12 protein-coding genes are annotated in these 14348 nt (G+C 62.7%); 2 read left to right on the top strand and 10 right to left on the bottom strand.

Annotation, left to right across the window (positions count from 1 at the left end; translation table 11 throughout):
- Positions 1-34: 34 nt before the first annotated feature.
- The 4 genes from HLH25_RS20310 to HLH25_RS12625 all read right to left on the bottom strand — a co-directional run bounded on the left by HLH25_RS20310 (position 35) and on the right by HLH25_RS12625 (position 4999).
- Positions 35-328: a hypothetical protein gene (locus HLH25_RS20310; RefSeq protein WP_246402197.1), complete on the bottom strand. Its 294-nt coding sequence runs from the start codon at positions 326-328 to the stop codon at positions 35-37.
- A 293-nt stretch (positions 329-621) separates the two neighbouring features.
- On the bottom strand, positions 622-3159 hold the full coding sequence (locus HLH25_RS12635; RefSeq protein WP_182974400.1) for a TonB-dependent siderophore receptor: 2538 nt from the start codon (positions 3157-3159) through the stop codon (positions 622-624).
- Positions 3160-3411: 252 nt separating this feature from the next.
- Positions 3412-4362, bottom strand: a complete 951-nt coding sequence (locus HLH25_RS12630) for a FecR family protein (protein WP_182974399.1) — start codon at positions 4360-4362, stop codon at positions 3412-3414.
- Positions 4363-4489: 127 nt separating this feature from the next.
- Positions 4490-4999 (bottom strand): RNA polymerase sigma factor, encoded by a 510-nt coding sequence (locus HLH25_RS12625; RefSeq protein ID WP_246402195.1) that lies wholly within the window; start codon positions 4997-4999, stop codon positions 4490-4492.
- A gap of 243 nt (positions 5000-5242) precedes the next feature.
- On the opposite strand from HLH25_RS12625, the gene HLH25_RS12620 reads away from it, so the two are divergent.
- Both HLH25_RS12620 and HLH25_RS12615 read left to right on the top strand, forming a co-directional pair.
- On the top strand, positions 5243-5485 hold the full coding sequence (locus tag HLH25_RS12620; protein WP_114725014.1) for a DUF3297 family protein: 243 nt from the start codon (positions 5243-5245) through the stop codon (positions 5483-5485).
- Between the two features lie 97 nt (positions 5486-5582).
- Positions 5583-6839: an NAD(P)/FAD-dependent oxidoreductase gene (locus HLH25_RS12615; protein WP_182974398.1), complete on the top strand. Its 1257-nt coding sequence runs from the start codon at positions 5583-5585 to the stop codon at positions 6837-6839.
- Positions 6840-6957: 118 nt separating this feature from the next.
- On the opposite strand, the gene HLH25_RS12610 is transcribed toward HLH25_RS12615, so the two are convergent.
- From HLH25_RS12610 to ribD, 6 genes are all read right to left on the bottom strand, one after another.
- Positions 6958-9549 carry an MMPL family transporter gene (locus HLH25_RS12610; protein WP_182974397.1) on the bottom strand — a complete coding sequence of 864 codons (2592 nt, stop codon included), beginning with the start codon at positions 9547-9549 and terminating at the stop codon, positions 6958-6960.
- A 220-nt stretch (positions 9550-9769) separates the two neighbouring features.
- A complete protein-coding gene (locus HLH25_RS12605) occupies positions 9770-10774 on the bottom strand; it encodes a lysylphosphatidylglycerol synthase domain-containing protein (RefSeq protein WP_182974396.1) in 1005 nt (334 codons plus the stop codon).
- A 68-nt stretch (positions 10775-10842) separates the two neighbouring features.
- Positions 10843-11325 (bottom strand): 6,7-dimethyl-8-ribityllumazine synthase, encoded by a 483-nt coding sequence (gene ribH, locus HLH25_RS12600; protein ID WP_182974395.1) that lies wholly within the window; start codon positions 11323-11325, stop codon positions 10843-10845.
- Between the two features lie 10 nt (positions 11326-11335).
- Positions 11336-12601, bottom strand: coding sequence for a 3,4-dihydroxy-2-butanone-4-phosphate synthase (gene ribB / locus HLH25_RS12595; protein WP_182974394.1), 1266 nt, complete (start codon positions 12599-12601; stop codon positions 11336-11338).
- On the bottom strand, positions 12586-13203 hold the full coding sequence (locus tag HLH25_RS12590) for a riboflavin synthase (RefSeq protein ID WP_182974393.1): 618 nt from the start codon (positions 13201-13203) through the stop codon (positions 12586-12588). Before HLH25_RS12590 ends, ribB begins: the two co-directional genes overlap by 16 nt.
- Entirely contained in the window at positions 13185-14213 is a 1029-nt protein-coding gene (gene ribD / locus HLH25_RS12585; RefSeq protein WP_310889105.1) for a bifunctional diaminohydroxyphosphoribosylaminopyrimidine deaminase/5-amino-6-(5-phosphoribosylamino)uracil reductase RibD, read from the bottom strand. The genes HLH25_RS12590 and ribD overlap by 19 nt, the downstream gene beginning before the upstream one ends.
- Positions 14214-14348 lie beyond the last annotated feature (135 nt).

Genomic DNA, 14348 nt, shown 5'->3' with positions numbered 1-14348 from the left:
CGCCGTGGATCCGAATAACGAAAGGGACCGTATGTCACGGTTTCCGCGCCATCTGTCCATTGCATTCGGCGGGCGTGATGCCGCACCGGCACATGGCAGATGCGCGCCCGTGGTTGGATTGGCGGCCCGGACTGGCCATGGCCTCGGTCATAAGGGCGGAATATTCCGACTTTGCGCCATTGCCGCCTCCGGTGCGATGGGCCGCGCTCCCCTTCGCCAGATCAAGGATCGCCACCAATTCGCCGCGTAAGCTGGCATGAACCTCGCCCCGGTTCGGGCCGGGCGTCAGCACAATGCCGCCAATCAGGGCACGAATGGCCTCTGCCACCTCACGGAGCCGTCTTCCCGAGCCTTCGGAGAATCCTGACGCCTGATCACGGGCTGCCCCCCCGGTGAACGGGAACGGCTGTTGTCGTGTGAACCCACGCATCTTGCACAGAGCCATCCCACGAATTTGGCATGAGTCGCCCCACGGATATTGCCGGGGGCAGCCCACGTTTCTTGCATAGGTCCGCCCCTCGGAACTTGCTGCGCATCGGCCCCTCGACTTTGGCATGGAGACGAGGAGCAAGATGCTGAAAATAATGGGGAAAAGGTGCTGTAGTTCGGGGAGGAGAAATTTCACCAGTTATACGTGAGGTTCCCATACACCCGCCGCCCTTGCCCCAAATAACAAAGGCGCGTATTGCAGCCAGATGCATAGTATTTATTGGTAAGATTCGAAATAGCAAGCTGCGCTTTCAACCCTCTAAGCATTGGTACAGCCGATCCAAAGTCATAATGTGCCCCAATATCAAAAAGGAAATAGGAAGGAACTTTATAGGACTCAACATTATCTGAATAGGTAAACCCGACATATCTCACTCCGCCATTCACGCCAAATCCGGATAACAGCGAATTCCTAAACGTATAATCTGCAAAGACGTTGAACATGTTGCGCGGAATATACGGAACAAATTTTCCTTGCTCACTAACGTAGGCACCCTTTGAATTTGTCAATGGATAATATATTCGATCTGTATTCGTGCTTTTCCCAAACCGAACATCTTCGAATGTATAAGAAGCAACAACTTTCAGGCTCTTCGTTATGTTAGCATTTGCAGAAACCTCGAAGCCCCGTGATTTCACCGTTCCGGCGTCTTTTTCAAAATTAGTATGAACCATATCTTCAATGAGATAATGGTTTTCAACAATATCAAACGCTGATGTTGTAAGCAAAATATCTCGATCCGGCACTTTATACTTTAATCCGGCTTCTGACTGCTTGCCTGTAAGCGGTGAGAATGGTTGACCTAAATAGTTGGTTTCGCCAGTTTGCGGAATGAAGGAAGTAGAATAACTAAAATATGGATGCAAACCAAATTTAGTATTATAAACTATGCCACCCCTCCATGTGAAAGCCTTGTCCGTCTGGCTAGTTTTTGTGGCGGGGTCTGAACCTGTTACACCATTAAAATTATAGGAATCCGGAATGGATGAAGATTGGTGAGCCCAATCTTGCCTTCCGCCTAGTATGATGGAAAGATTTTTCCACTTAATCTGATCCTGGAAATAAATCCCTTCTTGAAAATATGACGAGCGGGGCATGAAATGAAAGGTTCTACAGGATGCAGAAATCAGACTGTAACATGGTTCATATTCGTACTCTGGGTTATAAACATTCAGTATCGGATGGGAAGTGTTATCACTTTCTGTCAAATCGTTATAAGAATAATTGCGAAAATCTGAACCTGTTACCCACGTATGTTGAACGGATCCGGTATTAAATTCCCCAAATAACCGCGTGTCCAGCGCTTCCTGCGTACCGCTAATATGGTTTGCCCATCCATGGAGAGCGACTACTCCAGGACTGACATTGGAATCGTAATATGCATTCAAATTATCGAATTTTGTATCTTCCCATCGGAATGTCTGGCTGAAATTAATATATTTCTTAAATTCGTGTTTAAACTGATACTCAAACATAGCATCTTTTTCACCAGATTGATTCCAATTTGGTTCCCCGACAAACGTACTCCGGGAAATGCGAGGCATGTCGTCAGTAAAACGCGTTCCTATTGCCGGTAACCCCGTGCCATTTGAACCATCTCCTGGTGTATACATATACATTCCCATGAGGGTCAAAGAGGTCTTTGGATCAATATCCCATGTAATTGACGGCAGCACTCCAACCCTGTGATAATCGACATAATTTACTTGCGTTCCCTGCGTCACACCAATTGCCGAGACCCGGTACCGAAGATTTCCACTCTTCGTAATTTTATCGCTAAGATCAGCCGTCGCTTCATAGCGCCCCCAATTACCGAAGCCGACTGAAACTTGATGCAGAGGCGTGTCGGTTGGTTTCTTCAGACTCATGCCAATCATTCCGCCTGGAGTGACTTGACCGTACATAACTGAAGCAGGGCCGTTAACTGCTTCGATCCGCTCAAGGAATGTTGTTTCCCCGGCGGAAGCAGAATGGGTCATCAGACCATCGACAAATTGCCAAGCTTTAAAACCTCGTTGAAAAATATTTCCGTTGATGCTGCCGGCGGCTCCCGTCGAGCCACCTCCATACGCTTCGGCATAAATTCCCGGCGTATAGCGCAGGGCGTCAGTGATGTTCTGAGGTTGTTGATCAACCATTTGTTGTTTTGTAATCACATAGATCGAATTCGGAATCTCCGTTATCGGGGTGTTGGTTTTCGTTCCAGCCATTGTTGTGTCGGCAACATATCCCACCCCTGGACCTGTTGGATCTTGGTGCGCCAAGGTTCCTCCGACGCGTACAGGATCGAGTGTGATGTTGGCGGACGCCGGAACAATCTGGATTGCGCCCCCAGCCTCGGATCGAAATGTAAGTCCCGTGCCCGAGAGCAGGCGGGTCAACGCCTCCGACGGCGTAAAATGTCCGCTTACTGCCGTACTTCTACGCCCTGTCAGCATTGGTCCTTGAGAGGTAATTTGCAAATGGGTCTGATGGCTGAACAGAAGGAGCGCTTCCCCCAATGGCCGGGCGGAAATGGCGAAACTCTGTGCGGACGTGGACGCTGCCCCAGTCTGGGCCACGGCAGGGGGCGACATGAGTGAAACGAGTGCCGTTGTCGTCAAAAAGAGTGCGGTAGCGAGCGTCATCCGTCGTGTTGCCGCGTTTTGCGTCTGCGTATTTCCAAGCATGTCGTTATCAGCCTCTCACACCACCAAAAACCCTATGATGCGACTAATTCACAGTTGCACCGTCTATTTAGGTGATGCGTGAGCCAGAAAATTTTCCCTGAAATTTTTTAGATTTTTGGTCTCTGCCCCAAGGTGGCGACATGGCCGAACAAACACATCTGGCGCAAAACGCAATTTTTTGCCCGTTTCCGGCAGCAGGAAAATCGCGCGCATCCGCGCGCCCTTTTCCGGTCTCCGTACCGGCCTGGAAGGCTAATGCCCTCTGACGATAATCACCCAAGGGGTGATGCGGACCACACGGCCGCCATAGGGCTCAATGATCAGCCGCAAGGTTTCCTCGGGATGCCGCAGATCGTAGGCTCCCGTGACTTTCCGCGCGGATAAGACACTGTCCGTCTGAATGATTCGGCCGGAATACCAAGGCCGTAGTCGCGCGATAACCTCGCTGATCGGCTGGTTCTGGACAAACACCGTTCCATTGGTCCAGTCCGCGACCAACTCGGGGGTCAGGTCGCCTGCCTGGTCCGCAGCTCCGGCCTCGGCACGCCACCAGTCGCCTGCCCCGAGTTCTCGTGGCGCCGCGCCGCTGTCATTGCGTTGTACCCGCACCCTGCCGGAGCGGACGGCCACCGTTGTCACGTCCCCGTCTGTGCGGACATCGAACACGGTTCCCAGGTCGGTTGTCGTCGCTTCGGCTGTCGTGACGACAAACGGCCTGCCCGCATCATGCCTGACCTCGAACAGCGCTTCACCTTCAAGCAGACGCACCCTCCGCGTATGGTCGGAAGAAAAATCGTAGGCAAGCGCGCTTCTGGGGGCGAGATGGACAACGCTGCCATCATCAAGTCGCACGGTTTCGGTTTGCCCGGTCCCGGTGACACGATCGGCTTTCAGACGCAGCATCACGTCTGGTCCGACCATAAGTCCCGCGATACAGGCGGCAGCCGCGAGACCAGCTAGCGCATAAAGACGCCAGCCGCGACGACGGGAAGAACGCCGGATATCGTAACCGTCCCATTCAGCCGTCGAATCGGCGATGATCCGGGCTGTCCCACTGGCATCGGCCCATGCCGCGGCGTGGCGAACGTCGGCGGCCAGCCATTCATCGAATTGCGTCCGTAAATCGGCGTCGTCCGGTTCCTCACGCAAGAGCATGAACCAATCGGCGGCCATACGTTCGACCGAACGGTTATCGTCCGGCACGCGGTGCGCTCTGGCTGGATCGGTCCCGATCTGTGATTTCCCCGGCGGCCCTGACGCATGTGTCATATTGGATAGACGCGGTCGGATCGATTATTTCCCGAGAAATCGCCGATGACATGGAATCGCATCACCGGGACTTGCGAAGCTGGGTGCAGATTTCCAGCCCTTCGGAAATCAGACGCTGTGCAAGCGAAATAGAAATACCAAGATTGGCGGCGACTTCGCGCAACTTCATTCCTTCGATATGGTACATTTTAATCGCGGCGCGTTGTCGTTCCGGCATATCGTTAATTGCATTCAGCACGATATCAAGCGTATGCCGCGAATCCACTATGGCTTCAGGCGATGGGGTGCTGTCGGCTACTGTGCGGGCGGCATCGTCAAAATCGCTTCCTTCGGTCCTGCTTAGCGCATGACGCCGTGCGCGAACGATTGCGAGATTATGGATGATGGTTTTCAGATAACCCACCGGCGAGGCAATATGCTCTGTGCTCGTTCGCTGATCGAACAGAAGCCATGCGTCATGCACGATGTCTTCCGCGATGCTGATATCCCCACCTGTGACGCGTCCGGCATAAGCGACCAAGGTCGCGCGATGGGCTTCGTAGAGATGCAGGGACGTGATCTTGCTTTTCAATCTCCTCCCTCCCTGCGCGGCCCGACGCGGCCAACAAAAATGCGAGACGTTCTTAATAGGCTGGCAGAGGCCGCTACGGAAGAGGGCAAGTGTGCGAGAACGACGGAAGGGCGAGCCTGTTCACTGGCCTATCCAATATTGGCGCTCACACGTCGATGGTGAGTGAATTATGATGGAAGTGGGTGCGGGGACCCGCTATGTCACCACCAATTACCGAACGTCCGCAGCAAAGGTTCCCTCTGAATGAGTGACACGCCCCCCGATCGCCTGTGCGCCAATGCCGAAAGCCCGTTCCACAACGCCGCCCTGCTGGAGCGCGGGATCGGCGTGCGCTTCAAGGGCGTCGAGAAGACGAATGTCGAGGAATATTGCATCAGCGAGGGCTGGGTCCGCCTGGCCGTCGGCCGCACGACGGACCGGCGCGGCAACCCGATGACGATCAAGCTCCAGGGCCCGGTCGAAGTCTGGTTCAAGGACGCGGAATAACCCGCCCGCTCGGCTGACCTCCGAATTTCGCTTACGAATTTCGGAACCGGGCCATTAGGATCGTCCTCCATACGAATACCAGCGTAAGGAGACACCCATGGCCCCGACCCAGACGGATATTCCCGACAGCGATCGCTTCACCGTCGTCATCGTCGGCGGCGGTGCGGCGGGCCTGACGGTCGCCGCACGCCTGCGGCGCGCGCGGCCCAACCTGTCGATCGCGGTCATCGACCCCGCCACCACCCATGCCTACCAGCCGGGGTGGACGCTGGTGGGGGCCGGCGTCATGTCCCTGAAGGACACATTGCGGCAGGAAGGCGGGCTGATCCCCAAGGGCGTACGCTGGCTGCGGGCCACCGTCGCGTCCTTCACGCCGGAAGAAAACGCCGTCACCCTGGCCGACGGCCGGCGTATAGGCTATCGCCGCCTGGTGGTCTGCCCCGGCCTGCAACTGGACTGGGGCAAGATCGACGGCCTGACGGAGACGCTGGGCCGCAACGGCGTGTGCAGCAATTACTCCCGCGATACGGTCGAATATACCTGGGCCTGCATCCAGTCGCTCAAGGGCGGAACGGCGCTCTTCACCCAGCCGCCCATGCCCATCAAATGCGCCGGCGCCCCGCAGAAAATCGCCTATCTGGCGTCCGACCACTGGCGGCGCGAGGGGGTGCTCAGCCGCATGAAGGTCGAATTCGACGTGGCGGGCGATGCGCTGTTCGGGGTCAAATATTTCGTGCCTTCGCTCCAGGATGCCATCGATTATTACGGCATCGACCTGCAACTGAAGCATAATCTGGTCGCGGTCGACGGGCCGAAGCGGCAGGCGACCTTCGCCGTCACCGCGCCCGACGGCAGCAGCAGCATGGTCACGCGCGGTTTCGACATGCTGCATGTCACTCCGCCGCAGAGCGCGCCCGATTTCATCAAGTCCAGCCCGCTGGTCAACGCCGCCGGCTGGCTGGATGTCGACGCCACGACCCTGCGCCATGTGCGTTTCGACACCGTGTTCGGCCTGGGCGATGTCATCGGCACCAGCAATGCCAAGACGGCCGCCGCCGCCCGCGCCCAGGCGCCGGTGGTGGTCGAAAACCTGCTGGCCTCGCTCGATGGCCGCCCGCTGGCCGGCGCCTATGACGGCTACGGTGCCTGCCCGCTGACGGTGTCCTACGGGCGCGTGGTGCTGGCGGAATTCCTCTATGGCGGCGTGCCGGCCCCCAGCTTCCACTACGACCAGCGCAAGCCCAGCCGCTTCGCCTGGGCGCTCAAGACGAAAGTGTTCCCACGGCTTTACTGGAACATGATGCTGACCGGCCGCGACGTGCATCTGCCGCACAAGCCCATCAAGGATATCTGAAGTCCCCGGCGGCCATCCCAACTCCCCGATCATCGCCAGACGATTGGGTTTCCAAAGGGCCGCCGCCCTTTGGTGGGTCAAGGGCAAAGCCCTTGCGGGAATAGAGGCGCAGTCGGCCTTACCGCTCGTCGATCGCCCGCTTGGGCAGCAGCGCCGGCACGAAGATCAGCGTAGCCAGCAGGGTGCAGGCCAGCGACAGCAGCAGCAGCCGGCCCATGCTGGCGGTGCCCGGATGGTGCGACGCGGCCAGCGAGCCGAAGGCGGTGCTGGTCGTCAGGGCCGAGAACAGCACGGCCCGCGCCGTCGGGCTGGAAAGCGGCGCGCGCACCCCCGCCCGCCAGTTCATGACGAAATAGATGTTGAACGACACCCCCACGCCCAGCAGCAGGGGCAGGGCGATGATGTTCGCGAAATTGAGCTGCTCCGGCACCAGGACGATCAGGATCACCGTCATCAGGGCCGAAAGCAGCAGCGGCGCCAGCACCAGCGCCACGTCCAGCACCCGGCGCAGCGCCACCAGCAGGATCACCGCGATCATGCCGATGGCCGACAGCGCCGCGAAGACGAAGGCGTGGACCATGGTGGCGGCGCTTTCCACCACTTCCACCGCCGGCCCGCCGGCATCGGGCGCCACGCGGGTGATTTCGTTCACATAGCGGCGCAACTCGGCGTTGCTGTCCATGCCCGCCTTGGGATGGATCGAAACGATGGCCCGGCCGTCGGGCAGCAGATAATCACGCCGGATCGACGGCGGCACATCGTCCTGGGTCACGGCGTGGGCGGTCAGCATCTGGCGCAACTGGTCCAACTGTCCGGGCAGAAAGCGGACCAGCGCGGTATTCGCCGCCATCAGCCGCTCGTCGGGCGCGTGCGACAGCCGGTCCAGCGCCGCCTGGATGCGGCGCAGCGGGTCGTGCGGGCCCAGCCGGTCCAGCACGGCGCCCAGGTCATGCGCCGATTTGGCGGCCGAGGCCCGCAGGGCGGCGGCATCCGGCGCCGGGCGCGGATTGGGCACCACCAGCGTCGGCAGCAGGATCGAAGCCGCATCCTGGATCATCGCCAGCTTGGGCGTCTGGTCGGCGGGCACCAGCGAGCCCAGCCACATCGCATCGTCCACCAGCGGCAGGCTGGCCAGCCGGTCGGCCAGCACCTGGGCCTGCTTCAGGTCGGGCACCAGCACCTCCGCGCCATAGGGCGAGGATTGCGGGTCCTTCATCAGCAGCTTCAGCGTGCGCATCCCTTCCGACTTCGGGTCCTTGGTATGCAGCGGGTCGGCATCGAAGGTCAGCACCGGGATCAGCGCCGCCCCCAGCACCGCCAGAAAGGTAAAGACGCTGAGAATCTGCGTCCGATACAGGCGCACCGCGCGGTCCGCCGGCCTGGCGAAGGCAAAGCCCGCCACCTGCTGGTCCAGCGGCGGATTGAACAGAAGCAGCAGCGCCGGCAGCACCGTCACGGTGCAGATAAAGGCGATCAGCATGCCAAAGCCGGCGATCAGCCCCAACTGCGCCACACCGACAAAGGCGGTGGGTGTAAAGGCCAGGAAGCCGGCCATCGTCGCCATGGCCGCCACCAGGATCTGGTGGCCCGTTTCCTCGCCCGTATGTTCCAGCGCCGTCCGGATCGGCGGAATCTGGCCCGAGGGCAGGCGCTGGGCGCGGAAGCGAACGGAAAACTGGATCGCGAAATCGACCGCGATGCCCACGAACAGCACGGCGAACGCCACCGAGATCAGGTTCAGCGTCCCGACCGCCAGGGCCGCGAACCCGGTGGTCAGCACCAGCCCCGCGACCAGCGTCACCACGATCGGCACGATGATCCGCCAGCTCCGCACCGCCAGGAACAGCCACAGCGTCACCAGCACCAGCGACCCCACAAGCCCCGCCACCATGCCTTCGGCAACGGTGGCGAACTCCTCGTCACTGATCTGCACATCGCCGGTCAGATTCACCCGCGCGTGGCCCGAACGCACGAATTCCAGCCCGGCGATCGCCTTGTGCATCGCGTCGCTGGCCTCGCCTCCCGGCTGGAACGATCCATAATCCAGATGCGGCCGGGTCACGACGAAGACATATTTGCCCGCCAGATCGGCCAGGCTGCCGGCCAGCAGCCGCTCCCACGACAGGGGCTGGGGCGTGCCGTCGGCGGCCTGTTCCAGCGTGTCGGCAAAGCCGGTCAGCGCCGGCTGGAAAGACTTCAGGTCCGCCTGGCCCTGCGACACCCCCAGGGCGATCAGCGACAGCGCGTCGAACAGCCCGCGCCCAGACGGGTCGGCCGCCAGGCCGCCCAGGAAGGGTTGCGCCGTCACGGTCGTATCGAGCACCGAAGACAGGTTCTTCTGGTCCAGAAACAGCAGCCCGTTGCGCACGAAATAAGGATTGTCCTGCGGAATGGTCACCGACAGGAAATTCTTGTCATGCTGTAGCCGCGCGGCCAGTTCGCGTGCCGTGGCCATGGCCTCTTCCGGCAGGTCGGCGTCGATGACCGCCACCATCTGGTCCTGGTTCTGCGGAAACAGGCGCGCCAGTTGGTCCGACCGCTGCTTCCACGGCAGGGTGGAGGAAAACATCGTCCCGGTGTCGGTCGTGACATCCAGCCGCTTCATGCTGCACACGACCGCCCCCCCGACGAGCAGCGCGAACAGCACCAGTGTGAGCACGGCATGGCGGGAACAGAACGCCACAAGGCGACCGATCGGAATGGACGGCATGATTCGTAATTCAGCCCTTGAGGTACAAAAGGCGCGGCTGCAACGAAGGCGATGCCACGCGATGGGGGATCGTTTGGCCCATGATGATAACCGGATGCAAGGCGCATGTTCGGCATGCCGCCTTGCCTGTCAACGTGGCGGCAGTCGTTTCGGCCCGTAACCCAGCCGCCGGGCAGAACAAAAACAATGTATTAAGACAGATTGTGTCCTGCCTGCCGCGTCAGTGGCCGGGCAGGCCGACACCATGGTCCAGCTTGCGGCTCGGCCCTCGCCAGTGCGTTTCCATCCACTGCCAGCCGGCGAGTGCGGGCAGCCCCCAGGCGATCTCCCGCAGCCGCTTGATCAGCGACAGCCCGATGGAAACCGCCGGCGGCAGACCGCACAGGCTGCCGACCAGGATGAACCCGCCTTCCGACACGCCCAGGGCGCCCGGCACGGCGAACCCGACCGATTTGGCCGCCTGTCCCACGCTTTCGATCACGAAACCGTGGGCGAGCGACCGGTCATGGCCCATGAAATGCAGGATCAGACAAACTTCGACCGCACCGAGGGACCATGCGACAAGCTGGCAGAAACCGGCCCGGATCGCGTGGCCGGGCGCCGTGTACAGCCCCATGATCTCGCTATGCAGGCCCCGGATGCTCTCCACCCCCGTCCAGCCCAGATGGGCCGCGATGCGCACCAGCAGCCGCTCGACGACCGAAACCGCGCCCAGGCACTGGCTGCCGAGGCACACCGCCCCCAGCACCAGCGCCACCCCCGCGCTCTCCACCAGTTCGTCCGTCACGGATGACCGCTTGACCAGGCACAGCAGCACCGCCAGCCCCATCAGGGTAAAGACCACCTGGCTCAGCAGCTCGATCGTCAGGTCGCAGATCGTCGCCGCCGCCGCCCGGCGCAGGCCAGGCCCGCGCCGCGCCAACAGCCGGGCCGAGATCACTTCCCCCCCGACCTGGGCAACCGGCAGCAGGTTGTTCACGCCCTCGCGCACGCAGCGCAGCGCCACATAATCCCGCAGCTTCAGTTCGGGTTCATTCTGCCCGGCAATGACCTGCCAGGACCGGGCGGAGAGCAGGATCTGGATGGCATGGAACACGATCGCGGCCAGGATTCCCCAGCCGCCGACCATGACCAGATGCAGGATGGCCTGTACGCCGAAGCGGGACAGCAGCCAGAGCGTGAGCGCCATGCCGAACAATCCGGCGGCCAAAGTCACCAGCTTCATTCCGTGCTCCCGCGTTCCGGCCCGGCCAGACCCAGCGCCGGCCTCAGCCAGCGTGCAGAAGTAGCGTATCAGTCCTTGATTTTGCGTATCAAGGCCAGACTTTCCACACAGGCTGCGGCAGCCTCGCGCCCCTTGTTATGTTCGTCATGGCGCGAGCGCAGAACGGCCTGCTCGTCGGTGTAGGTGGTCAGTACGCCAAAGGCCACCGGCACCTCGGTCGCCAGCGACGCCTGCATGAGTCCCATCGCGGCACCGAGGCTGATGAATTCGAAATGCGCGGTATCGCCCTTGATCACGCAACCCAGGCAGATCACCCCCTCGTACCGCCCGGTGCGGGCCAGGGTCTGGGCCAGCAGCGGCAGTTCATAGGCGCCGGGGGCATACAGCAGATCCTCGTCGGCGACGGTGATGCCATGCTCGCCCAGCCATTCCAGGGCGCCGTCGCGCAGGCCGTGGGTCACGGTTTCGTTGAAGCGGCTCACCACCAGAGCAAGGCGCGGCGGCCTGGCGAAGGTGAGGTCGGGCGAGGTCGCGGGCTTGTTGGTGCTCATGGTCGGTCTTTCACTCGGCCGCGGCGTCGATCGCGGCAAAAAGCTGGTGCCCCATGCGGGTGCGCTTGGCATCCAGATAGGCGCGGTTGAAGGGGTTGGGCGCGATGTCCAGCGGCACGCGCTCGCGCACGGCAAAGCCATGCTGCGCCATCGCCGTGACCTTGGCCGGGTTGTTGGTCATCAGGTCCAGCGTCCGCACGCCCAGCGCACGCAGGATCGCCCCGGCCGCCGTCCAGTCGCGCGCGTCGGTCTCGAAGCCCAGCCGGTGGTTGGCGTCCACCGTGTCCAGTCCACGGTCCTGCAAGGCATAGGCGCGGATCTTGTTGGCCAGGCCGATGCCCCGCCCTTCATGCCCGCGCAGATACAGCAGCACGCCGCTTTCCGCCGCGCCGATGCGCGCCAGCGCGGCCTGAAGCTGGGCGCCGCAATCGCAGCGCAGCGACCCCAGCGCGTCGCCGGTCACGCATTCCGAATGCAGCCGCACCAGTGGCACCGCGCCGGGCTTCGCGGGGTCGCCCTTCACCAGGGCGACATGCTCCGTCCCGTCGACGGCGCGAAAGGCATGGATCACCAACTCCTCGCCGCCATAAATGCTGGGCAGCGCGGCCTGTGCGACCTTCTCGATCCTTGGTTCGGACACGGCGGCGGCAGCGGCCTCGCGGGCGCGCAGCCACTCCACCAGTTCCGCGATCGACAGGATCGGCAGCTTGTGGCGCTCGGCATAGGGGCGCAGGTCGTCCATCCGCGCCATCGACCCGTCCTCGTTCATGATCTCGCAGATCACGGCGGCGGGCGCCCGGCCCGCCAGTCGCGCCAGTTCGATCGAGGCTTCGGTGTGGCCGTTGCGCGCCAGCACGCCGCCCGGCACCGCGCGCAGCGGAAAGATATGGCCGGGCGAAACCAGGTCGGCCGGGCCGGCACCCGGCGCCACCGCCACCTGGATGGTCCGGGCGCGGTCGGCGGCGGAAATGCCGGTATCCACGCCCTCCCGCGCCTCGATCGAGACCGTAAAGGCGGTCTCGCGCGGGCAGGTATTCACCCGCGTCATCATCGGCAGGCCGAGCTGCTCGACCAGCCCGGCCTCCAGCGGCAGACACACCAGGCCGCGCGCATGCGTGACCATGAAATTGATCGCGGCGGGCGTGACCAGATCGGCGGCCATCACCAGATCGCCTTCGTTTTCCCGATCCTCGTCATCGACCAGGATCACCATGCCGCCCGCGCGGATCGCGTCGATCGCGGTCCGCAGGCGCTGGCCCATTACCGGTACTGACATAGTGTCTCCACATATTTGGCAATCACATCCACCTCGACATTCACCGCGTCGCCGGGGGCCAGCGTGCCCAGGCTGGTATGGGTCCAGGTGTGTGGGATGATCATCAGGGCCACAGGAAATTCGTCCGGCCCGGCACCCGCCGTTCCGGTCTCGCCGATTTCGTTCAGCGTCAGGCTGATGCCGTCCAGGGTGATCGACCCCTTTTCGACCAGATAGCGGCGCAGCGCGGTGGGAATGGCAAAGACCACCCGCCGCGCCTCGCCGGCCAGCTCCACCGCCAGCAGGCGCCCGGTGCCGTCCACATGGCCTTGCACGATGTGGCCCGACAGCCGGGTGGCCGGGGTGACGGCCCGCTCCAGGTTCACCCGCCCGCCCTCGGCCAGACGGCCCAGGCTGGTCCGGTCCAGCGTCTCGATGCTGATGAAGAAGGACGCATTGCCCGCCGCGTCGAATGCGGTGACGGTCAGACACACGCCGTTCACCGCAATGCTCTCGCCCATCGACAGGTCGCCGATACCGGTGGCGATCGCGACATGCAGCGCGCGGTCGCCGCGCCGGGCCTGCGTGACGGTGCCCAGATGCTCTATGATGCCGGAAAACATGCTTCCCCTTCAGGCGCCGTCAGCACGGCCGCCAGTTCCGGGAACAGGCGCAGCGGCGTGTCCGTCCCCGTGCGAACGGCCACATCCAGCCGCTCGGTTCCATCCGGGCCGACCCCGATGGTCAGCCAGTCATCCCACAGCCCCGCCGCGCGCAGCGCCGCCAGCAGGCCCGGCCCGGCCTCGACCATGGCCCACAGCACGCCGGCCGCGCCCAGCATCTCGGGCAGGCGGGCGATGTCGTCGCAGGTCCGCACGTCGAACCCGCGCGCGACCGCGTTCGCGCGCCAGTCCGCCGGCACCCGGCCAGTGCGGTCGCACACGACCAGCAGCCGGGGCGCGCGGTCCGCATGGTCGGCTACCCGGCGCACATCCAGCCCCGGCCGGTCGGCCAGTACCGTGCCGATGCCGGTCACGATCGCATCGGTCGCCCGGCGCAGAAGGTGCGCCAGCGTCAGGGCTGAATCGGAGGTAAAGGTCGTCCGCCCGGCGGGCGGGATCATGGAGCCGGCGGCATCCACCGCCTGCTTCACGGTCAGCCACGCCCGCCCGGTCCGCGACCAGTGGGCGAACGGCGCGATCAGCGCCCGGCACGCGGCGGCCACGTCCCCGTCCTGGTCCAGCACCTGCACGGCACAGCCGCCGGCGCGCAGCCGGTCTATCCCGCCGCCGGCAACGCGCGGATTGGGGTCGGCCACGCCCACCCAGACGGTGCGGATCGGCGAGGCCAGGATGGCTTCCGAGCACGGGCCGGTGCGGCCGGTATGGTTGCAGGGTTCCAGCGTCACGACCGCGATGGCGGCGCGCGCCATCAGCCCCTGTTCGGCGCATTGCCGCAGCGCCAGCGCCTCGGCATGCGGCATGCCCGCGCGGTGATGGGCGGCGACGGTCAGGATGTCGCCATGACGGTCCAAAATGGCGCAGCCAACGGGCGGATTGGGGGCGGTGGCGCCGACGAAGCGCGCGGCCTCGTCGATCGCGGCGCGAAAGGCCCGTGCGATGGGGGGAGGGATGGCCACGGACGCAGATCGACCGATCGGGGCATGCCCCGTTTGCTCGGATTGCGCATCGACCGCAGACATAGCCAAAACCAATGGTCCCATCCAGCGGACGGACCCGGGGCGCATCAACCCGACGACGCGCCACGA

Source organism: Gluconacetobacter dulcium (assembly GCF_014174165.1).
Taxonomy (GTDB): Bacteria; Pseudomonadota; Alphaproteobacteria; order Acetobacterales; family Acetobacteraceae; genus Gluconacetobacter; species Gluconacetobacter dulcium.
This window is presented reverse-complemented; position numbering and strand designations above follow the sequence as displayed.

Coding starts and splice junctions, on each gene's coding strand:
- HLH25_RS12635 (WP_182974400.1), bottom strand. CDS start 3,159: ATGCTTGGAAATACGCAGACGCAAAACGCGGCAACACGACGGATGACG.
- HLH25_RS12620 (WP_114725014.1), top strand. CDS start 5,243: ATGAGTGACACGCCCCCCGATCGCCTGTGCGCCAATGCCGAAAGCCCG.
- HLH25_RS12615 (WP_182974398.1), top strand. CDS start 5,583: ATGGCCCCGACCCAGACGGATATTCCCGACAGCGATCGCTTCACCGTC.
- HLH25_RS12610 (WP_182974397.1), bottom strand. CDS start 9,549: ATGCCGTCCATTCCGATCGGTCGCCTTGTGGCGTTCTGTTCCCGCCAT.
- HLH25_RS12605 (WP_182974396.1), bottom strand. CDS start 10,774: ATGAAGCTGGTGACTTTGGCCGCCGGATTGTTCGGCATGGCGCTCACG.
- ribH (WP_182974395.1), bottom strand. CDS start 11,325: ATGAGCACCAACAAGCCCGCGACCTCGCCCGACCTCACCTTCGCCAGG.
- ribB (WP_182974394.1), bottom strand. CDS start 12,601: ATGTCAGTACCGGTAATGGGCCAGCGCCTGCGGACCGCGATCGACGCG.
- HLH25_RS12590 (WP_182974393.1), bottom strand. CDS start 13,203: ATGTTTTCCGGCATCATAGAGCATCTGGGCACCGTCACGCAGGCCCGG.